This window comes from Cyclobacterium lianum, assembly GCF_900143075.1.
Classification (GTDB): Bacteria; Bacteroidota; Bacteroidia; order Cytophagales; family Cyclobacteriaceae; genus Cyclobacterium; species Cyclobacterium lianum.
On record NZ_FRCY01000017.1, the window covers coordinates 72,636 to 99,249 of the forward strand.

Annotated in this window: 21 protein-coding genes; 12 read left to right on the plus strand and 9 right to left on the minus strand. The window is 45.8% G+C overall.

Features of this window, described 5'->3' with window-relative positions; genetic code table 11:
- Positions 1-33: 33 nt before the first annotated feature.
- Both BUB19_RS20455 and rfbA read right to left on the minus strand, forming a co-directional pair.
- Positions 34-393, minus strand: coding sequence for a response regulator (locus BUB19_RS20455; protein ID WP_073097302.1), 360 nt, complete (start codon positions 391-393; stop codon positions 34-36).
- A 178-nt stretch (positions 394-571) separates the two neighbouring features.
- Complete coding sequence (gene rfbA, locus BUB19_RS20460; protein ID WP_073097304.1) at positions 572-1,447, minus strand: glucose-1-phosphate thymidylyltransferase RfbA; 876 nt, start codon at positions 1,445-1,447, stop codon at positions 572-574.
- A gap of 299 nt (positions 1,448-1,746) precedes the next feature.
- Between rfbA and BUB19_RS20465 the strand changes: the two genes are divergently transcribed.
- The gene (locus BUB19_RS20465) at positions 1,747-2,466 is read left to right on the plus strand and encodes a hypothetical protein (protein WP_073097306.1); all 720 of its coding nucleotides are present in this window, start codon (positions 1,747-1,749) and stop codon (positions 2,464-2,466) included.
- Between the two features lie 90 nt (positions 2,467-2,556).
- On the plus strand, positions 2,557-3,570 hold the full coding sequence (locus tag BUB19_RS20470) for a pirin family protein (RefSeq protein WP_073097308.1): 1,014 nt from the start codon (positions 2,557-2,559) through the stop codon (positions 3,568-3,570).
- A 45-nt stretch (positions 3,571-3,615) separates the two neighbouring features.
- On the opposite strand, the gene BUB19_RS20475 is transcribed toward BUB19_RS20470, so the two are convergent.
- A complete protein-coding gene (locus tag BUB19_RS20475; protein ID WP_073097390.1) occupies positions 3,616-4,491 on the minus strand; it encodes a sugar phosphate isomerase/epimerase family protein in 876 nt (291 codons plus the stop codon).
- Between the two features lie 191 nt (positions 4,492-4,682).
- Here BUB19_RS20475 and ppgK point away from each other — a divergent pair, with 191 nt between their 5' ends.
- From ppgK to BUB19_RS20495, 4 genes are all read left to right on the plus strand, one after another.
- On the plus strand, positions 4,683-5,444 hold the full coding sequence (ppgK, locus tag BUB19_RS20480; RefSeq protein WP_073097310.1) for a polyphosphate--glucose phosphotransferase: 762 nt from the start codon (positions 4,683-4,685) through the stop codon (positions 5,442-5,444).
- A gap of 80 nt (positions 5,445-5,524) precedes the next feature.
- Positions 5,525-6,451: a phosphotriesterase family protein gene (locus BUB19_RS20485; RefSeq protein ID WP_245802916.1), complete on the plus strand. Its 927-nt coding sequence runs from the start codon at positions 5,525-5,527 to the stop codon at positions 6,449-6,451.
- Positions 6,452-6,495: 44 nt separating this feature from the next.
- The gene (locus BUB19_RS20490) at positions 6,496-7,098 is read left to right on the plus strand and encodes a 3-keto-disaccharide hydrolase (RefSeq protein WP_073097314.1); all 603 of its coding nucleotides are present in this window, start codon (positions 6,496-6,498) and stop codon (positions 7,096-7,098) included.
- 196 nt (positions 7,099-7,294) lie between these two features.
- A complete protein-coding gene (locus BUB19_RS20495; protein ID WP_073097316.1) occupies positions 7,295-8,122 on the plus strand; it encodes a universal stress protein in 828 nt (275 codons plus the stop codon).
- A gap of 156 nt (positions 8,123-8,278) precedes the next feature.
- Here BUB19_RS20495 and BUB19_RS20500 read toward each other — a convergent pair whose 3' ends face one another.
- The gene (locus BUB19_RS20500; RefSeq protein WP_073097318.1) at positions 8,279-9,922 is read right to left on the minus strand and encodes a Na/Pi cotransporter family protein; all 1,644 of its coding nucleotides are present in this window, start codon (positions 9,920-9,922) and stop codon (positions 8,279-8,281) included.
- Positions 9,923-10,238: 316 nt separating this feature from the next.
- Here BUB19_RS20500 and BUB19_RS20505 point away from each other — a divergent pair, with 316 nt between their 5' ends.
- The 3 genes from BUB19_RS20505 to BUB19_RS20515 all read left to right on the plus strand — a co-directional run bounded on the left by BUB19_RS20505 (position 10,239) and on the right by BUB19_RS20515 (position 16,756).
- Positions 10,239-11,624 carry a 3-keto-disaccharide hydrolase gene (locus BUB19_RS20505; protein WP_073097319.1) on the plus strand — a complete coding sequence of 462 codons (1,386 nt, stop codon included), beginning with the start codon at positions 10,239-10,241 and terminating at the stop codon, positions 11,622-11,624.
- A gap of 413 nt (positions 11,625-12,037) precedes the next feature.
- A complete protein-coding gene (locus BUB19_RS20510; protein WP_073097321.1) occupies positions 12,038-15,061 on the plus strand; it encodes a SusC/RagA family TonB-linked outer membrane protein in 3,024 nt (1,007 codons plus the stop codon).
- Between the two features lie 24 nt (positions 15,062-15,085).
- A complete protein-coding gene (locus BUB19_RS20515; protein ID WP_084097507.1) occupies positions 15,086-16,756 on the plus strand; it encodes a RagB/SusD family nutrient uptake outer membrane protein in 1,671 nt (556 codons plus the stop codon).
- 198 nt (positions 16,757-16,954) lie between these two features.
- On the opposite strand, the gene BUB19_RS20520 is transcribed toward BUB19_RS20515, so the two are convergent.
- Positions 16,955-17,869, minus strand: a complete 915-nt coding sequence (locus BUB19_RS20520; RefSeq protein ID WP_073097322.1) for a sugar phosphate isomerase/epimerase family protein — start codon at positions 17,867-17,869, stop codon at positions 16,955-16,957.
- 244 nt (positions 17,870-18,113) lie between these two features.
- Here BUB19_RS20520 and uxaC point away from each other — a divergent pair, with 244 nt between their 5' ends.
- Complete coding sequence (uxaC, locus tag BUB19_RS20525) at positions 18,114-19,547, plus strand: glucuronate isomerase (RefSeq protein WP_073097324.1); 1,434 nt, start codon at positions 18,114-18,116, stop codon at positions 19,545-19,547.
- A 132-nt stretch (positions 19,548-19,679) separates the two neighbouring features.
- On the opposite strand, the gene fucP is transcribed toward uxaC, so the two are convergent.
- Genes fucP through BUB19_RS20545 form a run of 4 tightly spaced genes read right to left on the minus strand, consistent with a single transcriptional unit; the run spans position 19,680 to position 23,887 of the window.
- Positions 19,680-20,984, minus strand: coding sequence for an L-fucose:H+ symporter permease (fucP, locus tag BUB19_RS20530; protein WP_073097326.1), 1,305 nt, complete (start codon positions 20,982-20,984; stop codon positions 19,680-19,682).
- A gap of 26 nt (positions 20,985-21,010) precedes the next feature.
- Positions 21,011-22,051: an aldo/keto reductase gene (locus BUB19_RS20535; RefSeq protein ID WP_073097327.1), complete on the minus strand. Its 1,041-nt coding sequence runs from the start codon at positions 22,049-22,051 to the stop codon at positions 21,011-21,013.
- Between the two features lie 28 nt (positions 22,052-22,079).
- On the minus strand, positions 22,080-23,033 hold the full coding sequence (locus tag BUB19_RS20540) for a glycine N(alpha)-acyltransferase GlsB (RefSeq protein WP_073097329.1): 954 nt from the start codon (positions 23,031-23,033) through the stop codon (positions 22,080-22,082).
- A 5-nt stretch (positions 23,034-23,038) separates the two neighbouring features.
- The gene (locus BUB19_RS20545; protein WP_073097331.1) at positions 23,039-23,887 is read right to left on the minus strand and encodes a lyso-glycine lipid O-acyltransferase GlsA; all 849 of its coding nucleotides are present in this window, start codon (positions 23,885-23,887) and stop codon (positions 23,039-23,041) included.
- A 417-nt stretch (positions 23,888-24,304) separates the two neighbouring features.
- Between BUB19_RS20545 and BUB19_RS20550 the strand changes: the two genes are divergently transcribed.
- Together BUB19_RS20550 and BUB19_RS20555 are read left to right on the plus strand one after the other, a co-directional pair.
- Entirely contained in the window at positions 24,305-25,129 is an 825-nt protein-coding gene (locus BUB19_RS20550) for an SDR family NAD(P)-dependent oxidoreductase (RefSeq protein WP_073097333.1), read from the plus strand.
- 94 nt (positions 25,130-25,223) lie between these two features.
- Positions 25,224-26,564 (plus strand): TolC family protein, encoded by a 1,341-nt coding sequence (locus tag BUB19_RS20555; protein WP_143156115.1) that lies wholly within the window; start codon positions 25,224-25,226, stop codon positions 26,562-26,564.
- Positions 26,565-26,614 lie beyond the last annotated feature (50 nt).

Genomic DNA, 26,614 nt, shown 5'->3' on the forward strand with positions numbered 1-26,614 from the left:
CAAAAATTAATCTTAAACCCTACAAAAACTTTTTCAATCCCGGAAAATTTCCGGTATGCTTTCCTTCACTGAAAGTTTGGAAAGAAATTTCTTAATATTTCGATGCTTTCTGGCCTTCTCCTTATCTGTACGGTCCATGGATCCGCTCAGGATATAAATTTGAGAACCCAATTTTTCGGTGTCAATTTGCTCGAGAAAATCCCAACCACTCATCTGTGGCATCACAATGTCAACAAACATGTATTGGGGATTGATCTCACCAATTTTTTCCAGGGCCGCCGCAGCCGATGAAAATTTGAATATCCGGTAAGGAGAATGGATATTTTTATGAATGTATTTCTCCGTAACGAAAGTACTTACCTCATCATCGTCTATCAATACAATATTAACCATTCGAAATACTTTTGCCCTGTTATGAAAAACATTTTCAACAGGACAAACATAAAACAAAAAATAAATACATCCAAATTATCAGGAATTATTTAGCGTATTTTTTGTCTTTCAAATGTTGTTTTTTGTATTTAATACCAAAACAGATGACTGGGATAAGACCAGAAAATCAGCCGTTGTTTCAGAAATTGTACTTCTGACTTACCAAATTTTTAAGGTAGTCGCCGTAGCCGCTTTTCCCTAGCCTGCGGGCAGATTCCAATAATTTTTCTTCATTGATAAAGCCATTCCGGAATGCAATTTCCTCAATACAGCCGATCTTCAAGCCCTGCCTTTCCTCTATCACTTCCACAAACTGCGCAGCCTGAAGCAGTGATTGATGGGTTCCGGTATCAAGCCAGGCCGTCCCCCGGTTCAAAATGGCCACATTCAGCTTACCTTTTCTCAGGTATACATTGTTTACATCGGTAATCTCAAGTTCTCCCCGGGAGCTCGGTCGGATATTTTTGGCAATTTCCACCACCTCATTGTCGTAAAAATAGAGGCCCGGAACCGCAAAATTGGACTTGGGTGCCTTCGGTTTTTCCTCTATACTCAGTACCTTATTCTGCCCATCAAACTCCACTACCCCATATCGCTGAGGATCATTGACATGATACGCAAAAACCACACCCCCTTCAGGATCAGTGTGTTCGGTAAGCGTCTTGTACAAACCTGTACCATAAAAAATATTGTCTCCAAGGATCAATGCCACTTTATCTTTACCAATAAACTGCTCCCCTATGATAAAGGCCTGTGCCAGGCCCTCGGGCTTTGGTTGTATTGCAAAGCTGAATGTGCAACCCAAATCTGATCCATCCCCAAGTAGTTTACGGAAGGCTTCATGGTCTTCAGGTGTGGTAATGATCAGGATATCCCTGATGCCAGCCATCATCAACACCGATAGGGGGTAATATATCATGGGCTTGTCGTAGACAGGCATCAATTGCTTACTTACAGCGATGGTCAGGGGGTAAAGCCTGGTTCCTGAACCTCCGGCCAAAATTATTCCTTTCATGAATTTAATGGTTTGATACTTTTAATCATGTAATTTTCCGCTTGCATGAACAAAAATTTCTACCCGGCAAAACGGTAAAAAACTGATAAACTAAATTATTTCATCCTATGCTATCATAAAAATATGACCGTTACTAAATTATGAATTATTTCTTATCCCATGAAATTTACTTTATAAAACTTCAATTTGACGGGATTCAAGTTCAATATTTACGGGAGAATTGATAATTTTGACCCTTTGTCATGCGTTTGTTCTCATGGCTGCGCAACCTGCTTTCCTAACCTACACAAAACCTGCAAATGAAAAAACAAACAAATATTTATCTGATAGTCCTCTTAACCGGCTTTTTTTCCTACCAATCGCTTTCGGCACAGAATTTTTACAAAGAAAAAATTTCCAGAAATCAATACTTTCAGGCTGGCCTGGGACTCGGAGCCATGTATGCCGATAATTCCGGACGTTTTCGCGGCCTTGAAGTCAAGACGGGGCCTTCGGTGAGCTTTGCTTACGGCCGGAAGATACATTCCAATATAGACCTGCGTACAAACCTGGGCTACCAAAGGACCCAAAGCCAGGATCAAAATTATTTTTCTGATCAGGTAGTTGCGTCCTGGCGGGGCAGTGGTGAAGCTATCGGAAGCAAAAACAACATGATTTACCTCGATGTCATGCCTACCCTGCATATAGTAGGATCTGAAAACCATACCCAGCGAAAGCGTGTCAATTTGTATATCGGAACCGGCATAGGTATGCTGCTCAATTTTAATGAGACGACAACCATTGACGCAAATGGCAGCGAGACCAATAACAGAAGCCATGTTGTGGGTTACATTCCGGTTAGGGGTGGCCTCAGTTACCGATTAAACCTATACACCGACATCGCGCTTGAGGGCAGCATTCTGATAACCTTCTCTGACGAACTTGATGGCAATGTAGGATTCAATCGCTTCAACGACTACCCGGTGTCCGGACAGGTGGTCTTCAGAAGATACCTGAACCCTATCCGGGGCATGGAATAGCAGGCTTTCAGGCCAACCCTTTTTACCTGCAGGAACTTTTATTTGCCAAATCAACTTATTAGATGTATATACACATAAAGTGATTTGTTTATGAATGCAACGATAAAAGCTATCCGCCCACTGGGCTTTCAGTGGCAAACTCAGGACCCATTTTTGTTTTGTGCCCATCACCACGATTTCTTTCCGAGGGGAAAGTCCGACATGTCTCCGGCCGACGGACTCGAAAACCGCATGATCGGCCAGGATTTTTCCGGAAAAGACGGCTGGAGCATGTACCATGGCAGCAAGGTTCCGGGTTTTCCTGCACACCCACACAAGGGGTTCGAAACCGTCACTATTGTAGAAAAAGGATTGGTAGATCATTCCGACTCGCTGGGGGCAGCGGGCAGGTTTGGCAATGGTGACACCCAATGGATGACCGCCGGAAGAGGGGTGATGCACTCAGAGATGTTTCCCCTGCTCAATGAAAAAGAAAAAAATGAACTGCACCTGTTTCAAATTTGGCTAAACCTGCCAAAAGCCAGCAAACAGGTACCGGCTCATTTTAAAATGATGTGGAATGAAGAAATACCGGTGGTGAAGACGACGGATGCAAACGGGAGGCAAACCACGATAAAACTGATTGCGGGCAAATACGGGAATCAGGGTGCTTTAGCGCCCGCCCCGGATTCGTATGCGGCCAACCCTGCCAATGAGGTGGGCATATGGTTGATCCAGGCAGATCCGGAGGCATCTTTTACCCTTCCGCAATCCTCAGCGGGTACCAACAGAAGCTTGTTTTTTTACGAAGGCGATTTTATCGATATCGGGGGAGAAAGGATTGCAGATGCGCATTCCGTTGATCTGGCTGAAGAAAAAGCCATAACCGTTAAAAATGGAGGTCAGACCGGATATTTCCTTTACCTTCAGGGCAAGCCCCTTTCGGAAAAGGTGGTACAGCACGGCCCCTTTGTGATGAACAGCAATCAGGAAATTCAGGAAGCGGTACACGAGTTTCAGCGAACACAGTTTGGGGGCTGGCCCTGGGAGAGCCACGAACATACTCACGGAAAGGAGAAAGGTCGCTTTGCCATACATGCTGATGGCAGGGAGGAAATCAAGTAGAATAATTAGCAAAGCCGGCAGCAGAAAAACTGCCGGCTTTTTTATTTATTTCACATATCTGGATGAGGCGAGATAATCGTAGCTCATGGCAACACTTTTGATGGGTTCGTAATTGTACCTTTCAACCTCTACATAATATCCCTTCATGCCCTGTGCGTAAGCGGCTTTGAAAATGGGTTTGAAATCCATGTCTCCACTCTGGCCGATTTCCTCTTCGTCTTTAATGTGAAGCAGGGGAAACCTACCCTTGTATTTTTTAAGGTAGTCTACCGGATCAAATCCTCCTCTTTTGGCCCAATAGACGTCCAGCTCCATACAGAAAAGGTCTGGATCCGTATTCTCCAGCATGAAATCGTACATCACTTTTCCCTCTATTTTTTCAAATTCTCTGGCATGGTTGTGAAAACCGAACACCAGCCCATTTGCCTTTGCGACGGCTCCTACCTGGTTATAGTAGTTACACCAGATCTCCAGTTCCTTTAAAGTATCCGGCTTGGGCATGGAGGGTTTGATGAGGTAATCGGCCCCCACGGCCTTATGGGCTTCGGCAGCTTTTTTCCACCAGTCCATGGCAGCCGTATGGTTGGCTCCCCGGAAGTCCCTGGGACCACCGACATGGGCGCTTTGCATGGTCATCCCCAAATCAGAAACCATCTTGCGGATCTCTGAAGGAGACATCCCGTAGATAGTCCCATCTGAGTAATTGGCCGCTTCAAGGTTCTTAAAACCAATGTCGGCAACCTGTTTCAAGACCCCCACGACATTGCCTTTGATGTCCTCTCTCAGGGAATACAATTGCAGTCCGATTTCCTTTTTGGCCGGAATGCCGCCCAGCGCCCACTGACTCCCCGCAGTGACCGACAGCAGGCCCAGCGCTCCTGCTTTCTTTAAAAATGCCCTTCTTTGACGATTATTTTCCATAGGTTTATTATTTGGTATTTTTATTAAGAATACATACATTAATTCCGGCCATAAAGCTAGGGAGAAAATTAGATTTACGGATCGAAAACATTTGTTTTCGGTTTTTACCGGTCATCTGGAATAAAGTCAGGCGTTTTTTTCCTAACTTGAAAGGCAAAATAAATTAAAATTGAATTATTAATGGAATTTGAATGGAGATATTAGGATTGGACATTGGGGGTTCCGGCATCAAGGCCGCTCCGGTAAACATTGAAACGGGAGAGCTTACCGCTGAAAGATTCAGGGTTCCGACGCCCAAACCTACCAAGCCGGAAAGTGTGGCAGAAGCAGTTCAGACCTTGGTCCAACATTTCAACTGGAGTGGCCCTATTGGTTGCGGATTTCCTACCGTGGTCAATAATGGGAAGTGCATGACAAAAAGCAACATTCACAAAAGCTGGGTAGGTGTGCAGGTAGACCAGTTGCTTGCAGAAAAAACCGGATTGCCTGTTACGGTCATCAATGATGCCGATGCGGCAGGACTTGCGGAAATGACTTTTGGTGCGGGTAGGGGCAAAATGGGTCTTGTGGTGACAGTGACCATAGGTACCGGATTAGGCACAGGCGTTTTTTACAACGGACAGTTGATCCCCAACTTCGAATTGGGGAGGATCTATTACAAAAACGGAGAAATCATAGAATATTTCGCTGCGGACTCGGCCAGAAAAAGTGAAAACCTCAGCTATAAAACCTGGGGTAAACGCTTCAACAAATTCCTGAAGCATACTGTCAGGATCATTTCACCGGATCTGTTTATTCTTGGTGGGGGCGCCAGTAAAAAGCTGGACAAGTTTGAAAATGAAATTACGGTGGATGTGCCCGTCATTGTTGCGGAAAACAAAAATGAAGCCGGCATCATCGGGGCTGCGGTTGCTGCCCATCTGAAAATGCACAAAGCCCAGACGGTATCATGAGGTCCTGGAATTTTTTTGTAGGAATGTACTTTTTATTCTTCGCAAGCCTGTCGGCGGGATTGTGCCAAAAAGGAACGATTATGACCGTAAAAGGACCGATTCCAGCCAATCAATTGGGACAAACCCTGATCCATGAACATGTCCTGGTAGATTTTATCGGGGCAGACAGCATCTCTTCTTCCCGCTGGGACGAGGAAGAAGTACTTAAAACGGTTGCTCCCTATGCTGCCGAAATCAAATCACTTGGCCTCAACAGCCTGATAGAATGCACTCCGGCCTATCTGGGACGAGACCCTGCATTGCTATTGGCATTATCAGAAAGGACCGGACTACAAATCCTTACCAATACCGGCTACTATGGCGCTGTTGACAACAAATATCTTCCGGAACAAGCTCATACGCTCTCTGCAAGGGAGCTGGCTGATATCTGGATATCCGAATGGGATTCAGGGATTGACCATACCGGCATCAGGCCCGGATTTATCAAAATAGGGGTGAATAGTGACAGCCTCTCAGACATGCACCAAAAGCTCATTTTGGCTGCAGGCCTCACCCACCTGCAAACCGGCCTGACCATAGCTTCTCACACCGGACCCTATTTGCCAGCCAGCCAGCAAGTCGCTATATTGAAGGATAATGGCATCCATCCATCTGCATTCATCTGGGTTCATGCCCAAAACGAGCGCGACATGGAACGCTATAGCCTCCTGGCCAAAGAAGGTGTGTGGATAAGCCTGGACGGCATCCAACCTGAAAATCAGAACACGTATCTGGAAAAACTTAAATTTCTAAAAAAGGAGGGCTATCTGGATCAGGTTTTGATTTCTCATGATGGAGGTTGGTACAGCCCCGGCGAAGAGAATGGTGGTAATTTCAGGGAATACACCACCATATCCAGGGAATTTATTCCATTGTTGCGGGCAAATGGCTTTACCAGGTCCGATATCCGTAAGCTGTTGGTGACCAATCCCGCAAAGGCCTTCACTATCCGCAAAAAAACATTATAAAATTAAACTATAAATCAGATACATTAATTAAAAACCCAAATAACATGAAAAGAAAGAGCATTTTACCCCTACTGCTGATTGTTTTTCTAATCGCGCAGGGCAGCTATGCCCAGGAGCCAAAAATGAAAACGATATTCAATGGCAAAAATCTGAAAGGATGGACGGTAGAACCGGAAGATAACATATGGTGGTCCGTAGAAGACGGCAACATAACGGTGGAAAATGATCCTACCAAAACCGGTTCTACGCTCTGGACCAAAAAAGAGTATGGTGATTTTGTATTTCAAATGGATTTTCTGATGGGAACCGGCACCGTTGACTCGGGTATTTTCCTCAGATCCGAAAAAGACCAGATCCAGATTGGAATTTCAGGATCCCTGAAAAGAGACATGACCGCATCACCCTACATTCCCGGAAAATCCTACCCCGTAGAAGCGAAAGGGGTAAAAGAGGTATTGGATAGGGAGGACTGGAATACAATGAAGGTAAAGCTTGTGGATCAGACCTACACCGTCTGGATCAATGGGCAGGAGGTAATGACCTACACCTCAGAAAACATGCCGGACAAAGGTCCTATAGGACTTCAGCTTCACCCTAATAATGAGATGAGCATCGCATTTAAAAATATACAGGTAGGAAAATTATAAGCTCATATCCGCCCGTTAAGGATAAAAACAAAACCTCTCTATCTATCATTTAATTACGTGACATTGATCATGTTTTTTGTAAAAGCCTTTTGTTTATTTTGAAAAGTACCGGAAAGTCGAGTGTCCGCGTATTTCCCGGAAAAACCTGGCGGTTTTTCCGGGACAAAATATAGCTTCTAACCAAAAAACCATAATCATGAAACGCATCATCGTTCCCGTAGATTTTTCTCCGTATGCTGAAAACGCCTTTCTCAGCGCCGCAAAGATAGCGGCAAGAGGAGATGCCAGCATTTCCTGTGTAAATGTAATTACATCAGATCTGGATTGGAAAAATCTCTCTGAGAAAGAGAAGGCCAAATACCCTGAAATCCTGGACCTGGAGGCGGAAGCAAAGGATAAGTTAAAAAGCTTTATACTAGACCATAAGGTAAAAAGCACTCCTGTTGAAGGTCTGGTAGAGGTGGGTGTTCCAAATCAGGTATTGACGGAATTGGCACACAAGCAAAAAGCTGACCTGATCGTAATCGGCGCATATGGTAAGGGATATGAGGAGGGTAAATTTATCGGTTCTACGACCCAGAAGGTAATGCGAAATGCAAACTGTCCCGTACTGGCCGTTAAAAAAGTACTGGATGGCAGGGCAATGAAAAAAATGGTATTTGCCTCTCTGTTTAACGAAGTCAGCAAGCCGGCCTTTACCAGGATGAAGCCCCTAATCAAAAATATCGGCGCTTCGGTTTATTTCCTGTTTATCAATACCCCTTCTAAATTTACAGACAGTGGAAAGGCGGAAGAGCAAATGCGGAAATATGCCATCGGGCAGGAGGACCTGATCATTCACCGCCATATTTTCAACCATGAGGATGCGGAAAAGGGAATAGTGGCTTTCGCAGAAAAGGAAAATGCCGGAATCATTGGCATTGCTTCAAATGTAAGAAAAACCAATGCTTCCTACCAGATCGGAGTCACGGATACCGTCCTGTTTAAATCAGACATTCCCGTTCTGAGCGTAAAATTTGAATAGCCATTTTTTCCACCCGGCCGGACCTGTATAAAATCCGGCCGGGCATTTGCCCCCATCAGGTCAGGTCTACTACTACCGCCCGCGAAAAACACCACTACTAACAAACTCATCGCATTGAGCCTGGTCAACCGCTCAGGTGCCATACCTGGACTTTGCCTACTTCACAGAATCCATTTTGCTTTTACGAATGGATGCAATCCCTTCCCATACCTGCGCCAGTCCGGAAAATACCTGCTCGATCACATTGGCCATGGTAGAAATACTCACATCTGCTTTTTTTGTTTTTAGCTGACTATACAATCGCTGAAGCAGGCTGGAGTAGTTGGATTTCAACCTGGCTCTTACGGTCTGGACTACAGATTCATCTGTTTCTCTCATGGCAACGTAATCCTCAAAGACAGTGAGAAAATCCTTCACTTCTCCCTGCAGGCTCTGAAGAATTTCAGCTACGAACGGTTCTGAAGCATCCTCCATTTCCTTCAGATTATGAACGATATCTTTAAATTCTTTCGCACCCAGGACCAGCAGACGCAGGGTTTGCGTCAGTTCCGATAGCCGGCTTACCTCGCCTGCCGTCAGGTTCTTTTCCTGGAGATGAAGGACAAACTGGAAGACTTCCACTTCCCTGTTTTTGAGCTGCTGATAATCCAATAGCAGGTTTTTGGGTTGAAAGGTGATTTTTCTCCATACAGAGGCATCTTTTTTGGGACTCTTGTGCTTGTGTATGATTTTCCAGACCAGTTTCAATGTATCCTTTAGCATGCCGTCCATTTCCTTTTCCAGCGCCACCATGGCTACAGCAGGCAGATCCAGAGGCACACTTTTGACATATCTGGTGCTGCCTCCGGGGACATCAGACCGAAACCTTCTTTTCAACCAGGATTCCAGGGCTGTCAGAAAAGGGAAAAAGCCCAGAATCATCAGGCCATTGATCAGTGAATTCAGGAAAACCAGCTCCATAAGTGGATCGCTGATCTCAAACAGAAATACCGACACCGCAATCAGCTGGTCGATCAGAAAAAAACAAATGGAGCCAGTGAGAAAATTAAATCCAAAATTGGCCAATGCCAGGCGCTTTTTATCAGCAGTACCTCCGATAGCCCCCAATACCAGCGTGAAAGTGGTACCAATATTGGCGCCTATCACCATAGCCATGGCCTGGCTGATACCTATCAATTGGGCATTCAGGGCACTCAGGACAATTACGATCAAGGCCGAACTGGATTGAATCATTGCCGTAATAAAAATACCGGCAATCAAATACAGCCAGAGTCCGTAATGATTGTAAGCGCTCAGATCCACTGTGGCAGCGAAATCCTCGATCGCCAGTTTCATGTAATCCAGTCCCAGAAACAATAATCCGAAGCCCAGTAAAAATACGCCGATATTTTTAAGAAACGGACGGCTGTTCATAAAAAGGTAAGTCATGACACCGATGGCCAGAAAAGGAAAGGCAAAATCTGATACGCTGATCTTAAAACCAAATGTGGCGACTACCCAGGCGGTAAACGTAGTCCCCAGGTTGGCACCCAATACCACACCAAGACTATTGCGTAAACTGATTAACCCGCCACCGAGAAAAGCCAGGACCATCAGCGTGACCAGTGAGCTGCTCTGCAGAATGGCCGTGATCACTGTTCCTACCAGAATGCCCTTCCAGGACCTGTCAGTAAACCTGTGAAGCATGTCCCTGAATGAGTTTCCTGCCAACTCCCTGAGGGACTGTTCCAACTGGCTCATTCCCCATAAAAACAGGCCTATACCTGCTAAAAACTCCCAATAATCAAATACTCCTTCCATATGTATCAACTATTTCTCTGCCAGCCTTCCAAAAGCTCATCCCAAGCCGCTGTAGCATGTAAGAACCGATAAAAAATACTTTTTACGGATCATTTGCAGGCAAATTACCAAACCTTTAAGTTGCTTGCTGCACTTTTGCCCTTTAAAAATACAATACTTAAACAAATTTGTGGAACATCACCCTCACAGCTGATTTATGCAATCGATTGTCTCGAACTTATTAAATCTAAGTATATTGTTTATATTTACTGTCTGCAATGAAAAAAGAAAATGATCATCATTTATTTACTATAAAACACTTAAAATAACCCCTATTATGAACAAACAACGTTATAGCCTGCTTTTTTTGCTCACGCTGCTCCTGGCAGCTTGTGGCAAACCTACTGTAGAAACCAGAGAGGGATGGACAAATCTCTTTGATGGTGAAAGCCTTGATGGATGGAAGCAGTTGGATGGAGAAGCGGAGTTTAGCATAGAAGACGGTGTAATCGTCGGCTCAGCAGTAGCCAATACCCCCAACACTTTTCTGGTCACCGAGCAAACCTTCGAAGACTTTATCCTTGAATTGGAGATCCGGGTAGACGATGAATCGAGCAATTCCGGAGTGATGGTAAGAGGCCAGTACAATCCGGATGCCAACGATGGCCAGGGAAGGGTCTTCGGCTATCAGGTAGAGTGCGATCCCAAGGAGAGGGCCTGGTCCGGGGGCGTTTACGATGAAGCCCGAAGAGGCTGGTTGTATCCGCTGTCTTATAATCCGGATGCCCGGAGTGCTTTTAAACTAGGCGAATTCAACACCTACAGGATTGAATTTATCGACAATACACTTAAGACCTGGGTGAATGGCCAGGAAGTGGCCTACCTGGTGGACGAGATGGATCAGTCCGGCTTTATTGGTCTGCAGGTACATGGCATTGGAAACAATCCGGAAAATGCAGGTAAGAAAACCTATTTCAGAAACATCCGCATCAAAACCGAAGACCTGACCCCTACCCCATTTGAAAATGATGTATTCGTGGTGAGTACGGTAGACAACGAACTCACTCCCCATGAGGAAGAAAATGGCTGGAAACTCCTTTTCGATGGCAGTAGCAGTGAAGGCTGGAGAAGCGCCCGGGCAGAGACCTTCCCCGAGTCTGGCTGGACCATCAATGACGGGGTCCTGACAATCGAGGCTTCTGACGGAAGGGAATCGGCCAATGCAGGAGATATCGTTACGGTAGATAAATACAGCGCATTCGACCTTGCCTTCGATTTTAAATTGACAGAGGGTGCCAACAGTGGTGTAAAATACTTTGTGACACTCAATGAAAATAACTCCGGATCGGCCATAGGTCTGGAATATCAGATCCTGGATGATGAGAGACATCCGGATGCAAAGCAAGGCAAAGACGGCAACCGAACCCTGGCCTCCCTGTATGACCTGATCAAGGCGGACAAACAATCCCGCTTCGTGCGACCTATTGGGGAATGGAACAAAGGACGGATCATCGTGTATCCGGACAATAAAGTGGAGCACTACATCAATGGCCTTAAAGTAGTGGAATATACCCGAGGATCAGACGCCTACAGAGACCTGGTCGCAGATAGCAAATACAAGGTCTGGGAAAATTTCGGAGAGGCAGAAGAAGGCCATATCCTTCTGCAGGACCATGGTGACGAAGTTCACTACAAAAACATCAAGATCAAAGAGCTGGAATAATCCGATTCCCGCTCCCGGCAAAAGGCAAACCGAATGGTTTGCCTTTTTTTATACCCCTAATACGAACACTTTTTTACTGTTATATTCATTTGATTGCGTACAGAAAACCCTGACTTTACTGCCATTAGACTGGTTCAGAAAAAAATTTGACCCGATCGAATAAATAATCATTAAACCATTAAAAATAAGATGAAACCGTTTATGTATATTTATGCAATCGATTGTTGTTCTGTAATCAAAAATAAAATCTTTCACCAATTAATTATTAAATTGACGACCTAAAACTATCTTACAACAAATCCTTAAAGTAAAATTATGTAAGCAAAACCGAAAACTCAAACCATGCTGCAAGGTGACTGGCACCAGGTGCCGGACCAGCAGAAAATCAATCAATTAACATCAAACCTAAAATTATGACCTTGAAAACTTACCTGAAAACAGGCTTGTTGCTATTTGCAATGGCCTTAAGTATCCAGTTGACCCAAGCGCAAAATGTGGAGGTCCGCGGACAGATTACAGATGAAAACGAAATGCCCATCCCCGGGGCATCCGTGCTGGTAAAAGGCACGTCTACCGGTGTAGCTGCCGACCTGGATGGCAACTATTCCATTTCTGCACCGGCAAGTGGAACCTTGGTATTTTCCTTTATCGGATATGCCCCTAAAGAGGTAGCCATTGGCAACCAGTCTCAAATCAATGTACAGTTGGAGCCGGATGTTTCGGACCTGGATGAAGTGGTAGTAACCGGCTATGGAACCACGCGTAAAAGTCAATTGACGGGTGCCATTTCCTCAGTTGGCAACAAAGAGATAGCCGAACTTCCCATTGTGGACGCCAGGCAGGCCCTACAGGGGCGGGCTACCGGAGTAGATGTGACCCAGGCGGGTAGCAAACCCGGATCTGCACCCCAGGTCAGGATCCGTGGCCGCCGATCCTTTAATGCCGGCAATGATCCCTTATACGTTGTGGACAATATTCCTATCGCCGGCGGGATCAACGATATCAACCCCCAGGACATCGTCTCCATGGAAGTATTGAAAGATGCTTCCGCAACAGCTATTTACGGATCCCGCGGAGCCAATGGAGTGGTATTGATCACCACCAAGAGAGGAGAAGCAGGCAAAACTGTGGTGTCTGTTGATTCCTATTACGGTATCAACAAGAGTTTGGGAAGAATCGAGAATTTTAACGGCGAGGAATTTGCCGAGTATAAAAGAGAATCCAGAAGAGCCGTAGGTGAGTACCCTGAAGGTCCGGCCACCCAGGAAGCTGACGAGGGACTTTTTGAGCCCAACGAATTGGAAAGCATCAGATTGGGCAGAAGTTTTGACTATATTGATGCACTTACCCGGACAGGCTCTATTCAGAGTCACCAGATAAGTGTTTCCGGAGGCAGCGAAAAAACCACTTTTTTCCTATCTGGCAATATGTTCCGCGATGTGGGTGTGGTCAAACTGCAAGACTTTTCCCGCTATTCCTTCAGGGCAAATATCGATCACAAGTTGAATAATAAATTCAGTATCGGTACATCTACTTTATTTACCTACAGCGAAAGAAATGGCGAAAACTTCAACCCGCTTGGGGGCGCACTTCAGGAAAACCCGCTGGGCAAGACCTTTAATGACGATGGCTCCATTAATTTTCAGCCTACTCAGGATGGATTACGGACCAATCCTCTGGCGGAGATCGTTCCAGGTGCCCACGAAGACCTTACCAAAAGGTACCGGATATTTAACAGCATTTATGCGCTTTGGGAAATTACTCCTGGTTTGACTTTCAGGACAAATTTTGGCCCTGACATTACCATTAGGCGAAGTGGTAGATTTATCGGATCTCAGACCAACAACCGAAGGGGCGGAGATCCTACCGGAAGCATTTCAGAAGAATTTCAGGTAAACTATACCCTGGAAAACATCCTTAACTGGACCAAGATCTTCAATGAAAACCACACTTTTCAGTTTACAGGCCTGCAGTCTCTTCAGAAGGATAACCGGGAGTTTTCCAGTATCAATGTATTGGGCATTCCTGCGGAAAGTCAATTGTTTCACCGCCTGGGTGATGCCAGCCAGATAACAGGGGCAAATACCGACCTCATTCAGTGGACGCTATTATCCTACATGGGTAGGTTGAATTATGACTACAAGGGAAAATACCTGCTGACCGCTACGGTCAGAGCCGACGGCTCCTCCAGGTTTGGTGAAAACAACCGGTTTGGCTACTTCCCTTCTGTAGCTTTTGGATGGAATATTGGCGATGAAGATTTTCTGGCAGGAAGTACCTTCCTGGACCAATTGAAGCTGCGAACCAGCTACGGTTCCATCGGCAACCAGGGGATCGACCCCTATCAGACCCAGCCCTTACTTGCCCGTACCGCATACGAATTTGGAGGCACAGCGGCTTTCGGGTACAGACCGGGGACCATAGGTAATCCCGATTTGAGATGGGAAACGTCTACCACGGCCAATGCAGGCCTGGACTTTGTGCTTTCTCAGGGCAGAATCTCCGGTACAGTAGAATACTATGTTACCACCACTACAGATCTATTGGCTCCCCAACCGCTACCTAATTCCACCGGATTTGGCGGTTATATTACCAATATTGGTAAAACCCAGAACAGAGGAATTGAATTGACCTTGAATACCATTAACGTCGATAGAGGTGGATTCAGGTGGTCAACGGATTTCATCTTCAACAGAAACAGGGAAGAGATTTTAGAGCTGGCAGACGGAGATGATGTTGGTGCCGGACGATTTGTCGGTGAGCCGTTAACGGTGTTCTTCGACTGGAACAAAATTGGTATCTGGCAACTGGACGAGGCGGATGAAGCCCAGGTTTACAGTGACCAGCCAGGTCTGATTAAAATAGAAGATACCAACAATGACGGTCAAATCAACGCAGACGACCGACAGATACTGGGCTCAGCCGTTCCGGATTTTAGCGGAGGTATCACAAACCGTTTTTCCTATAAAGGAATAGATCTTTCCTTTTTCCTTTTTGGCAGAGTAGGTTCAATGATCAGAAGTGCTTTCCATACCGGTGGATTCAACGCCCTGGCAGGCAGGTACAATAACCTGAATGTAGACTACTGGACCCCTGATAATCCTACCAACGATTATCCTCGTCCCAATGCCAACCAGGAATTCCCCAAATATTCGAGCTCGCTACAATACTTTGACGGTACTTTCTTAAAGGTGAGGAACATCAATCTTGGATATACACTGCCCGCAGCCACAGTTTCGAGACTTAAAATGGAGAGCCTGAGGGTGTATGCCAGTGTGCAGCAGCCCTTTATATTCTCCGAATACCGGAGCCGCCATGCGGGAATTGATCCTGAGACTTTTATTGACGGAGAACAGGGTGTAGAAGGCGGTGTGATCAATTCCAATATTGCTCCTGCTGTAACCCAGATTACCTTTGGTATCAACGCTAAGTTTTAAAGTGGAACCTCAAATTATTGAAAAATGAAATCAACAATCAAAAATATAATTGCTAAGTATTCCAAGATCAGTCTTATGGGAGCTGCCCTGTTTGCTGGGGTTAGTTGCGAAGGCATTTTGGAAGAGCAGGTGATTTCCAATATAGGAAATGATTACCTGAACACCCCCGCAGGATTGAATGATGGCCTGCATGCTGCATACAGTTCCTTCAGGGCCTGGTACGGCACCGAAAGGGGAAACAATTTTACCGTATTCGGTACCGACACCTACACCAACGGTGCGGATGGAGGATTTAAATTCATGAATTTTTATACCTCCGATTTTGATTCCCAAAATGCCCACGTTCGTGAACTTTGGGATCAATTTTACCAGGGTATCAATACCGCCAATGCAGTGATAGACCGGGCTCCTGAAGTGGAAGGGCTTTCAGAAGAAATAAAAGCCAGACGAATTGCCGAGGCCAAATTTATCCGTGCGCACCACTATTTTATCCTCGTCCAGCTTTTTGGCCCGGTCGATCTGCAACTCAGCGAGTCTGTTGTTCCTTCCACTGAAGTAACCCGATCTCCGGTGGCCGATATTTATGCTGCCATCATCAATGACCTGCAGGCGGCTATTCCGGATCTGGAAAATGTGGGACAATCCAGCGACTACGGCAGGGCCACACGGGCTACAGCAGAGCATTTGCTGGGTAGGGTCTACCTCACCAAAGGTACCTCTGAAGCTGCTGAAAACGATGATTTTGCCAATGCCGAACCACTCCTGCAGTCGGTGATCGACAATTACAGCTTCCGCCTTCTGGATAACTTTGGCGATGTGCATGCTTTTGGCAATGAGGTAAATGACGAAGTCGTTTTCGCTGTACAATACGGGCGAAATCAGTTGACAAATGGAGGGGGAAACAATTCGCACGTGTTTTTCCTTATGGAATACGATGTGCAACCCGGAATGAGAAGAGATACTCAAAACGGCAGGCCTTTTAAACGCTACATGCCTACCGATTATACCTACAATGTGATTTTTGCAGACCGCGAAAATGACAGCCGCTACGAAAATTCCTTCAAACAGGTATATTATTCCAATAATCCGGGCACCTTCAACACGACCTTTGACCAGTCCAAGGATCAGGTGACTTTCGCTGCGGGAGACACAGCCATTTATGTTCCCGGCTATGAAATGTCTGAGGAGGAAAGGGCCCGGAAACCCTATCAGGTACTGGTACCTAGTGCCTATACTGAGCGGCTCTTTGCTACAATGAAAAAACACATGGATCCGGGAAGAGTGGACCTGACCCAATTTGAAGGTGGAAGAGATTACATCGCTTTCAGGCTGGCAGATACCTATTTGCTCCTGGCAGAAGCCCAATTGAGGCAGGATAAGATTGCAGAAGCTACTGAAAATATCAATGTGGTCAGACGAAGGGCTGCCTTCCCCGGTAGGGAAGAACAAATGGAAATCACCCCGGCCGAAATGGATATGGAAATGATCATCGAAGAAAGGGCGAGAGAACTTCTGGGAGAACAACAGAGGTGGCTGGACCTCAAAAGGTGGGGTATCCTGGTCGAGAGAGTGACTGCGCACAACTCCAAAGCTATCGGAATTGAAGACTATCATGTTTTAAGACCCATCCCTCAAAACCAAATCGACCGTACAGATGGAAATGAAGCCAATTTCCCTCAGAATCCCGGTTATTGATTAAAACAACAATGAATACAAAGGGCCTGGGAATTGCTCCAGGCCTTTTTTTATGCCTTAAGCATTATTTTATTTCCGAAATCAATCAGATCTCCGATTGCTAAGATCCAAAGCGTATAAATACGCCCTGAATCAAAGGCAGATAAACATCAGCCCGCAATAGGAAATTGCTTCGGTGTTCAATCTGCCAAAAAAACATCAACCAGCCAATCCCGCTCCGCGCAGTGCTGATTTTACATTACCAAGGAACTTGCTGACCTTTTCAAAAGGATCTCCAGGACCCAGCGTTTCTATAGGCAAATAACCCTGGTAATCACTTTTCCGGATAATGGCCATCAGCCGCTCCAGGTCAACGGCTCTCTGGCTACCGAAATGATTTACATTTTCTTTTATCTGCCAGTTAACAGCATATTGAATATTTTTGCTGATCTCCGAATAAGGGTCATGCTGGGAATAACTCCCGATATCCAGCACCAGGCCAAACCATTCTTCCCCTACTCCCTCCATAATATAATCTACCTGTTCCGCAGTTTGTACAAATTCGTTGTGGTTTTGCAGGGCTACGATCACACCATGCTCCGCAGCGTAGCGGGCGCATTCCCGGCAAGACGCAATCACCAGTTCTGCCTTTTCTTCCCAACGCTCCCCATCTTTCAGACTTGGACCGGCAAATACCCTCAGGACCGGAGCGCCTAATTTGGCTGCGGCTACTACCCAACGCTTGACCAAATCAATCTCCCGCATCCGAAGCGTACGGTCTGTCAGCGTAAAATCATTCCTTACCCCGGTACCGCTGATGTGTAAGCCCCGGTGATGGGCCATTTTCCTGATACCAAACAGCACCTGGTCTGCCGGAACCTCCGGATAATCAGGAATGTAGTAGGCCGTAAGATCCACTGCCGCAAATCCCTCCCCGGCGCAGTAGTCAAACAGTTGCTCTAAGGACAATGAACCGGAACGGAGCGCCGCATTAAAAGAGTAGGCATTGAGGCTTAACTTCAGGTTTTTGGCAGCAATGGCTGTCATTTCGGGCCGGAAAAATGGATACACAAAAGGAATTCCTGCCAATTGAATTCCTTTCCTGATAAATCCTCTTCTGTTGATTAAAATCATATTTTCCTGGTCTGGCTACTGACTTGTTTAAATTCCGTAAAATTGATAGTAAATAAATACCCTTTTGTCTATTTCCGATATTTATCTACCTGTATTTAGGAAATTTAACTTATAAAAATAAGAAAAAGTAGCATTACGTAAAATTTTAAATTAATTTGTGCAATCGATTGCTTAAATGCCTTGTTTGTTGGTTTAAAAGCAAATTAATCTTTATACTTACTGCGATTAAAAAAGTCTAGATAAAATGGAGAACATATTAAATGCTACTAAAAGCACCTTTTTGACCGATGATTTTCTTTTAAAAAGTGATTTTGCGAGAAAACTCTATCACGATCATGCCAAAAAGATGCCCATCATCGACTATCACTGTCACCTGTCCCCACAGGATATCGCCACCGACCGGCAGTTTGAAAACATCACTTCCATTTGGCTGGAGGGAGATCATTACAAATGGAGGGCCATGCGCACCCTCGGTGTAAATGAAAAATACATCACGGGAGAGGCTTCCGACAAGAAAAAATTTGAAGTCTGGGCAAAATCTGTTCCTCATACCATGCGTAATCCCCTGTATCACTGGACACATCTTGAGCTGTTGCGATACTTTGGAGTAGATCAGTTGCTGAACGAAAGCTCGGCAGACCAGGTCTATGAGACCAGTACCGGATTATTACAGGAATCGGATTATAGTACCAGAGGCTTGCTTGAAAAAATGAACGTAGAGGTTGTCTGTACCACAGATGATCCCATAGACTCCTTGAAATACCACCAAAGCGCCAAAAAACAAAACCTGGCGCTTAAGCTATTGCCCGCTTTCCGGCCGGACAAGGCCTATGCTGTAGAAAATCCAAAAAGCTACCAATTGTATCTGGATAAACTGGCCCAGGTTTCCGGGATTGAAATCAATAAATACGATGACCTGCTGGCTGCATTGGAAAACCGCGTGGCTTATTTCCATGAAAATGGTGGCCGGCTGGCCGACCATGGCCTGGAGCAAATGTATTTCTTTGATGAAAACAAATACGACATCTCGAGCCTTTTTTCCAGCGTACTGGGCGGCAAAGTGCCCCAGCCAGAGGAGGCAAAGTTCTTTAAATTCATGACCCTCACTGCACTAAGCAAAATGTACCATGCCAAAGGCTGGACACAGCAATATCACCTGGGGGCATTGCGAAATAATAACCAGCGGATGCTGAAGCAACTGGGCCCCGATACTGGATTTGATTCCATTGGTGATTTCCCCCAAAGTGTAGCCCTCTCCAGCTACCTGAACAATCTGGACAGCAGCGATCAGCTCGCCAAAACCATATTGTATAACCTGAATCCTGCAGACAACGAAGTAATGGCGACCATGGTCGGAAATTTTAACGATGGCTCTGTAAAGGGAAAAGTACAGTTTGGCTCCGGATGGTGGTTTCTGGACCAGAAAGATGGCATGGAGAAACAAATGAACACACTGTCAAACATGGGCATATTGAGTTGTTTTGTGGGCATGCTGACAGACAGCCGGAGTTTTCTTTCTTTCCCGAGGCATGAATATTTCCGGCGGATCCTGTGCAACCTAATCGGTCAGGACGTGACCAACGGAGAACTCCCCGCAGATGAAAGATGGCTGGGACAAATGGTAGAAGATATCTGCTACAATAATGCCCGCGAGTATTTTGGATTTTACGAAGTCTGAAGCCGGTAGATTTTCCTCTTAGGCAGACTCATAGAAAATGCCCCACCCGGTCAGCGGGGCATTTTATTTGTATTTTTTTCTGGCTCAATCGCTTGAATAATACCGGGCCAGCAATAGCAGGACCTGGGCGACCTAAAGGGCCATGGTCTTTTCTTTTGATTCCGGTTTATGAAAGTAGTGAGATATTCCGAAATACATCACCACCGCAAAACAGATCATGGGAACATAATAGGAAAGGTGGATATTGCCGCTGATATCAGAAACCTGACCCTGGGCTGCGGTGATCAATGCCCCGCCAAGTATGGCCATGATCAGTCCCGATCCACCCAGCTTGGTATCGTTACCCAGGTTTTCTGCAGCAAGGCCATAGATGGTAGGAAACATCAGCGACATGCAAACCGAGATTAAAACCAGCGCAATCACAGCCAGCATACCACTGGCATAGATGACCACAAAGCTCAGCAAAATGGCCACAAAAGCGGACAACGCCAGCAACAGCGAAGGCTTGAAAAATTTCATCAAAGCGGTAAAGAGGAATCTGCTAAGTGCAAAAAGGACCAGGGATGCCAGGTAATAGTCCGAAGCATCACTTTCCATCATATCCAGCTCTGCCATCACATACCTGATGGTAAACGACCAGACACCGATCTGAGCACCGACATAAAAAAACTGGGCCATCACACCTCTTACATAGTTTTTGTTTTTGGACAATCTCCTGAATCCGGCAATAATCCCGTCCTTTTCCACGATCTCAGAGGCCACCGGCATCCGCACTACTTTGATTACAAACCAGACAAAAATCAGGAATAGTGCCACTCCCACATAGGTACTTACCACTCCGGCCAGTTCCTCGGCCTGGATGGCTTTGAGTTGCTCCGGATTCATGTTGACCCGGTCGGCGGCTTCGGCTGTATTCAGTTGGGACAAAATAAAAACCTTGCTCAGAAATACGCCCAGAACCGATCCGATGGGGTTGAATGACTGCGCCAGATTAAGCCGCTGGGTGGCCGTTTCGGGAGGGCCAATTACCAAAATGTACGGGTTTGCGGCCGTTTCCAATATGGACAATCCTCCTGCAAGGACATAGAGCGCCAAAAGGAAAAAGCCATAGGACATCATCATGCCTGCGGGATAAAACAAAAGCGAGCCTATTGCAAATAATCCCAGCCCCAGCAGAATGCCGGATTTGTACGTATACTTTCTGATAAATATCGCAGCCGGCAGTGCCAGACAAAAGTAAGATCCATAAAAGGCCAGTTGGATCCAGGAAGTCTGGAAATCCGTCATACTCATGATCCGTTTAAATGCCGCCAGGAGGGTATCTGTCATGTTGTGGGCCACGCCCCAAAGCATGAATAAGGTCGTGAGTAAAAGAAAAGGCCAAAAGTTCTTCCTGGAAATCAATTCGGCCCTGGGTGGTGCTGGCTGCTGATTCATGGGTTTTGTGTCATTGATTATTGAAATTAAATAAATGCCAATCGGGAAATTAGGGATTTATCTTTTAACTCCTCCCAAAATGCCTTGGGAATTTTTTCTTCGGCGGCCTGAAGGTTTTTCCGGATCAAATCAGGCTTGGAAATGCTAAGGGCAAGGCTGCAGACGCCCGGTACGGAGAGCGCAAACTGTATGCAGGCATGAAAAGGCGCTATGTCATGCCTTTTGCATGTGCCAAAAAATTGCTCCCGCCATTCGTACTTTTTCTGTCCTTCGGGGCTTTTCGAATCTATTTTTTTGTAGTCAAAATGGTCTTCTCCCACCAAAAATCCAGACTGAAAAATGGCTGCATTGATGATACCTACCTGGTGGCTGCGCAGCATGGCAACAAAGTCCAGCAGATCCGGTGGATGAGAGATTATGGTAAGGCTATTGGCCAACATCACATAATCCAGCGGAAGCGGAACCTCCGCATAAATCTTCCGGATGACGGTCCAGTCCTTCGCTCCAACGCCGATTCCCTTTACCTTACCCTGCTCCTTGAGCCGGCTAAGTGCTGTAAATGCGGCTTTAACCTGCTGCCAACGGTCTGCCCTCTCCTGTTCATCGCTTGCTGCTGCCAAAAATTCATCCGGATCATGAAGAGAGACCAATTGAGGCCTGTATCCCTGAAGTAGCGCATTGTCCTTTTCAAAACATTGCAGAATACCCTTCTCACTTATTTGTTGTACCGCATCGTGCCGGAGTCCTTTCCAAACACCCGGTTCGAAGGTGGGCTCGGGGCTTTTTAGTGCCACACGCATCCATCCCAATTTGTTCGTTATGATCACCTGATCTCTGGAAATGTCGGATTCTGCCAAAAACTCTCCAAGTACCTCCAGGGCAAGGCCGGCCCCATATTTACCTGCCGTATCAAATACGGTATGTGGCGCTGTTTGCCGGAATATTTCCCTCAGTATGGCTTTTTTTTCTGCTTTTGGATAGGCACGGAAAAGATTGCCCAGGGCACTAGTCCCGAAAATGATCGGAGGAAATTTTAAACCTGTACGGCCCAGCGTCTTTACTTGCATCTGTTGCTCATTTCGATCCCTCTGCCGGTCACTTACTTTTCACACCAAAGTGACGGTCCCTTTCAAAAGTCTCCAGGTGGCGGTGCTTTTTGGATTCGTATATGTCTGAAATGGTGATCAAAATACCCGTTTCCTCCACAGCTCCAAATTCGTAATTCATGGCAGTGCCAAATGTCTTCATGGTTGAAGACAGATTCATGTAGGTATTGATAAGGGGTGGAATATTCTCTCCCAGCGACCTCACAGTTGTATTGAGCAGCTTATATCCCTCTTTGTAACTGAGTCCGTCAAAAAATCCACGGAAGTTACTCTCTTCTGTTTTGTATCCCAGAGGGTCTATAGGAAGGATAAGTGCATCCTTATCCGGAAAATAATGGTTCATGAAATAGATCAGCAAATCCCTGGCCCTGGCCTGGTAGTGGGGGTACATGGTGACCTTTCCGAAAAGGTATTTGACATCCGGGTTGAGCATGACCACAGCGCCCAGACCGTCCCACAGATTATCCAGTGAGAAAATTCCTTTTCGGTTATCCACGCTTGGCTGATACTTGGGCTGGACAAAGGATCTGCCCAGCTCTATGGTGTGGGGCAGGTAATCTTTAATGAAGCGATCTGAAAACCTGAACAGGTGGGCAGTAGACAAATTAACGGAACCATTCCTCGAAAGCCCAGCATCTGCACATTTGATCAAGCGGTAACCAGCAATGATCTCCTTATCTTCCGGATTCCAGGCGATTAGCTGCTCGTAGCAATTCTGGCAGGTATCGTTATCGTCAATGTCCAGGGCAAGACCTGTACCCCCGCCCGCTGCCCTGAAGGATACTTCCCGCAGTCTGCCTATTTCCCTGACTACATTGGGTGCATTGTGGTGATTGACCAGATAAATCTCATTTTCTCCATTGTTTACATATCTTAAAAACCGCTCTGGCGTCAATTCACTCTGTATAACCTCCCGGTCGATCGGGTTGATAATATCTTGCATAAATCCTACTTGTCTTGGACAATCCTGTAAACTATTTCTTTGACCTCTTCTGCCCAGTATTTGTCCGTTTTGGAGGCATCAAAATACTTGTAAGAAATCAGTTTTCCTATGTGCACTACAATTTTTTTGTTTTTTTGACCGAACATTTCATCCGCCAAATAAAACATTTCAATATTGGCTTTCACACCGATTTTTTTTCTAATGTGTGCCAAATTATAAAAAAAGGATGAGTTTCTCCCTTCTATGTAAATCGGCACTACATCTTTTTTATATTTTTTTGCCTTGTTGATGAAACTCTTTTTCCATTCCAAATCCCGGATTCCCTCCTCCTGCTTTCTGGATACCAGGCCGGCAGGAAATACAATGATGCCATTTTCGGATGCATAAGTCTCCTCTATGACTTCAGCACCCCGCTTTCCATGCGTGCCATGTTTGTTTACCGGCACAAAAAGTCTACCGAAATGAGGAATATGCATCAACACATCGTTGACAAGGAACCTGAGATCCTTTCTGTATTTGCCCAAAACATGCATGAGCACCACGCCATCCAATCCTCCAAGCGGATGATTGGATGCAAAAATCACACTTCTGTCTACAGGAATATTTTCGGCGCCTTTTACTTCGATATCGGCACCAAACTCCTTTACCAGGGCATTGACGAAGTCCAGTTCCTTCAGATCACCATGTTTGGCCATGATCTGGTTTATTTCGGCTTCATGCACGATCCTTTTTATATAGTTCAGCACAAAGCCTGGCATCCATTTCATCAATTCAGGATTCTTTTCCTGAATCACTTTCCTGATATCAATAAATTTTTTGTCTTCCACTCCGGATAATCTTGCGATTGGACCCATGCAGGCTTACTGAATTTTGTATGCCCCTGAACCACAACCCTGTAAATTTTTACTATCAAATGATAAATTAACCACCATCAGCCTGGCAGCTTTTTTTCTAAACAAAAATAGGGAAAATTAATTGATTGCGTTTCAAAATGCCAGCTAACCTGCTGCATTTCGGCCATGAAAACCCAATCAGCATGCAGGCAAAGAGCATCCTGAGCCTGATCCTTTGACATCTGTTTGCCAACGGCATCCCCCTATCTTTGCTGTACTTCAGGCAATCGCATGCGTCTTTGCGGCCGAAGTCCGGCAAATAGCAAACAACAGTACCGGAAAGGTATTGCGAGAAAGGCAAACCTAAAATATCTGCAAGCACAAGTGAACAATCGACCTACAGGGGGCGTTGTCTTTATTTACCAAACCCTCACCAGCATGAAACTCGCAATTACAGGCGCTACCTCAGGAATAGGAGCGGAAAAAGTCAAGGCCCTCGCAACGAATTTTGACCAGGTGTTTCTATTGGTCAGAAACCTCGGTAAAGCCCGGACCCTTGTTCAAAGCCTGAACATTCCGGAAAAAGACAACAAATTCATTCCGATTCATTGTGACCTGGCGGATCTGTCTTCCGTCAAAAAAGCTGCCGATGAGATCCGCAGCCATACCGACAGCCTGGATGTGCTGATAAACAATGCAGGAGGCATATTCCCAAAAAGAATCCAGACAAAAGACCAATTGGAGCTGACATTTTCGGCCAACCACCTGGGTCACTTTCTGCTTACAAAGGAGCTGATGCCGCTCCTGACCAAAGATCAGGGTGCAAGGATCATCAATGTCAGTTCTGAAGCCCATAAAGCCGCATCGGTAAATTGGAATGACCTGCAGTTTGAAAAGGGCTACAGCTCTTTTAAAGCCTATGCCAATGCCAAACTCTTTAACATTCTTTTCACCAAGTCGCTGGCAGAGAAATACGGAGATCAAAAGATAGCAGCCTATTCCCTGCATCCCGGTGTAGTCAATACCAACTTCGGGGAGCAAAGCAAAGGCCTGTTTAAACTACTGCTCAAGCTTTTTAAGCCCTTTATGATCAGTCCGAAAAAAGGAGCAGAAACCGGTATCTTCCTGGCCAGTACCCCAAAAGTACCTGGTGAGAATGGTGCCTATTTCAAGAAATCTAAAGTGGCAAGACCTTCCCAGACTGCCGAATCTAAAAAACTGAGGGAGCGACTCTGGGAAAGGAGCGAAAAACTGGTGGAATAGCTCATTTAAGCTTGCTGTTTTGGTAAAATCAATTTATTTTGAGAAATTCAGAATCTTTAACCTTCCCGATCCAACAGCCGATAAATGCTACCTGATGAGGACATTGTTTGTCATATTTACTTTTTACATGTTCCATGCAGGACAGGTTTTCTCCCAGGAGCAGGAAACAATGGAATTGGACCTGGAGGAAGCGATCTCTCTGGCATTCGAAAACCAACCGCTTTTACAGCAACTCTTTAATGAACGTGCAAAAACAGGCTACTCCATCAAATCCGGAAAAGCAGCCTGGTTACCGCAGCTCAATCTGGATGGTTCACTGAACCGCTATTTTCAGCAACCGGTGGCCATCTTTCCTGATTTTGACAATCCCGAGTCCGGTGAATTTCAGGAAGTCAGGACCGGGGTTCCGCACAATGCCAACCTGAATTTTTCCCTCAGCCAAAACCTGATCAATAATGACCTTATTCGGATAAGTGAGCAGGCGCCTGACAGGAAATTGGCTGCTAGCCAGACAGTGGAAGATTTCAAAATACAATTGGTCGCCAACCTGAGCCGCGCTTTTTATGAGGTGTTTGTGGCCCGGGAACAGATCAGGTTAGCAGCAGAAGATATCAGGAGGCAATCCAGGCAATTGGAAGATGCAAAGCTGCAGCTGGAGGCAGGTCTGACAGACAATATAGATGTAAAACGAGCTACCATTACGCTACAGAATACCCAGAGCCAGTTGTACCAGTATCAGGAAGAAGAAAAAATAAAGATGGCTGCCTTGAGGTACTGGATAGGATTGGACGAGAATATTGAGCTCAAGGTGCAGGCCACCGCCAGGGGGCTGGAGGAGCAACTGACCCCTGATACCCTACGGGTTTTCCAACCCCGGGAACGCATTGAATTCCGGCAATTGAAAAGCGAGGAAGCGCTACAGCAGGCAGAAATAAACTATCAGAAAAGGCGCTACCTACCAAACCTTTCTGCTTTCTACGACTACAACTTTCTCTTTCTGAGTCCTGTGGGAAGTGAACTCTTCGATCAGATTTATTCATTTTCCCTTTTTGGCCTGCAGCTTAACCTTCCGCTTTTCCTGGGGGGCAGGCGCAAATATGATGCTAAAATGGCAGGGCTGGATCTTGAAAATATTCGTTTGGCACAGGAAAATCTGATCCTGCAGGTAAGCCTGGAAGTGCAGGAAGCGCTGAGTGCCTATAAAAACAGCCTTTTCCTGCTCGAAACACAAAAGAGCAACCGGAAACTTGCTGAAGAAATCTACGAGACCATAAGCCTGCAATATGAGCAGGGGATAAAAAACTTTCTGGAGGTAATACAGGCAGAAACCGATTTGAGGACCGCCAGGATCAATTACCTGAGATCGCTGTTCAACGCGACCACTGCCAGAATCGAACTTAAAAAGGCCAGGGGAGAACTGATCATTGAGTACTGACGATCTGAAATCTGTAGATGAGGGGACAAATAGTACAGTTCGCGGGATAG

Coding starts and splice junctions, on each gene's coding strand:
- BUB19_RS20485 (WP_245802916.1), top strand. CDS start 5,525: ATGACCGTAAAAGGACCGATTCCAGCCAATCAATTGGGACAAACCCTG.
- BUB19_RS20505 (WP_073097319.1), top strand. CDS start 10,239: ATGAACAAACAACGTTATAGCCTGCTTTTTTTGCTCACGCTGCTCCTG.
- BUB19_RS20490 (WP_073097314.1), top strand. CDS start 6,496: ATGAAAAGAAAGAGCATTTTACCCCTACTGCTGATTGTTTTTCTAATC.
- BUB19_RS20520 (WP_073097322.1), bottom strand. CDS start 17,869: ATGATTTTAATCAACAGAAGAGGATTTATCAGGAAAGGAATTCAATTG.
- BUB19_RS20550 (WP_073097333.1), top strand. CDS start 24,305: ATGAAACTCGCAATTACAGGCGCTACCTCAGGAATAGGAGCGGAAAAA.
- BUB19_RS20540 (WP_073097329.1), bottom strand. CDS start 23,033: ATGCAAGATATTATCAACCCGATCGACCGGGAGGTTATACAGAGTGAA.
- BUB19_RS20475 (WP_073097390.1), bottom strand. CDS start 4,491: ATGGAAAATAATCGTCAAAGAAGGGCATTTTTAAAGAAAGCAGGAGCG.
- BUB19_RS20465 (WP_073097306.1), top strand. CDS start 1,747: ATGAAAAAACAAACAAATATTTATCTGATAGTCCTCTTAACCGGCTTT.
- BUB19_RS20515 (WP_084097507.1), top strand. CDS start 15,086: ATGAAATCAACAATCAAAAATATAATTGCTAAGTATTCCAAGATCAGT.
- BUB19_RS20495 (WP_073097316.1), top strand. CDS start 7,295: ATGAAACGCATCATCGTTCCCGTAGATTTTTCTCCGTATGCTGAAAAC.
- BUB19_RS20500 (WP_073097318.1), bottom strand. CDS start 9,922: ATGGAAGGAGTATTTGATTATTGGGAGTTTTTAGCAGGTATAGGCCTG.
- BUB19_RS20555 (WP_143156115.1), top strand. CDS start 25,224: ATGAGGACATTGTTTGTCATATTTACTTTTTACATGTTCCATGCAGGA.
- BUB19_RS20455 (WP_073097302.1), bottom strand. CDS start 393: ATGGTTAATATTGTATTGATAGACGATGATGAGGTAAGTACTTTCGTT.
- BUB19_RS20535 (WP_073097327.1), bottom strand. CDS start 22,051: ATGCAAGTAAAGACGCTGGGCCGTACAGGTTTAAAATTTCCTCCGATC.
- BUB19_RS20545 (WP_073097331.1), bottom strand. CDS start 23,887: ATGGGTCCAATCGCAAGATTATCCGGAGTGGAAGACAAAAAATTTATT.
- BUB19_RS20510 (WP_073097321.1), top strand. CDS start 12,038: ATGACCTTGAAAACTTACCTGAAAACAGGCTTGTTGCTATTTGCAATG.
- fucP (WP_073097326.1), bottom strand. CDS start 20,984: ATGAATCAGCAGCCAGCACCACCCAGGGCCGAATTGATTTCCAGGAAG.
- uxaC (WP_073097324.1), top strand. CDS start 18,114: ATGGAGAACATATTAAATGCTACTAAAAGCACCTTTTTGACCGATGAT.
- ppgK (WP_073097310.1), top strand. CDS start 4,683: ATGGAGATATTAGGATTGGACATTGGGGGTTCCGGCATCAAGGCCGCT.
- rfbA (WP_073097304.1), bottom strand. CDS start 1,447: ATGAAAGGAATAATTTTGGCCGGAGGTTCAGGAACCAGGCTTTACCCC.
- BUB19_RS20470 (WP_073097308.1), top strand. CDS start 2,557: ATGAATGCAACGATAAAAGCTATCCGCCCACTGGGCTTTCAGTGGCAA.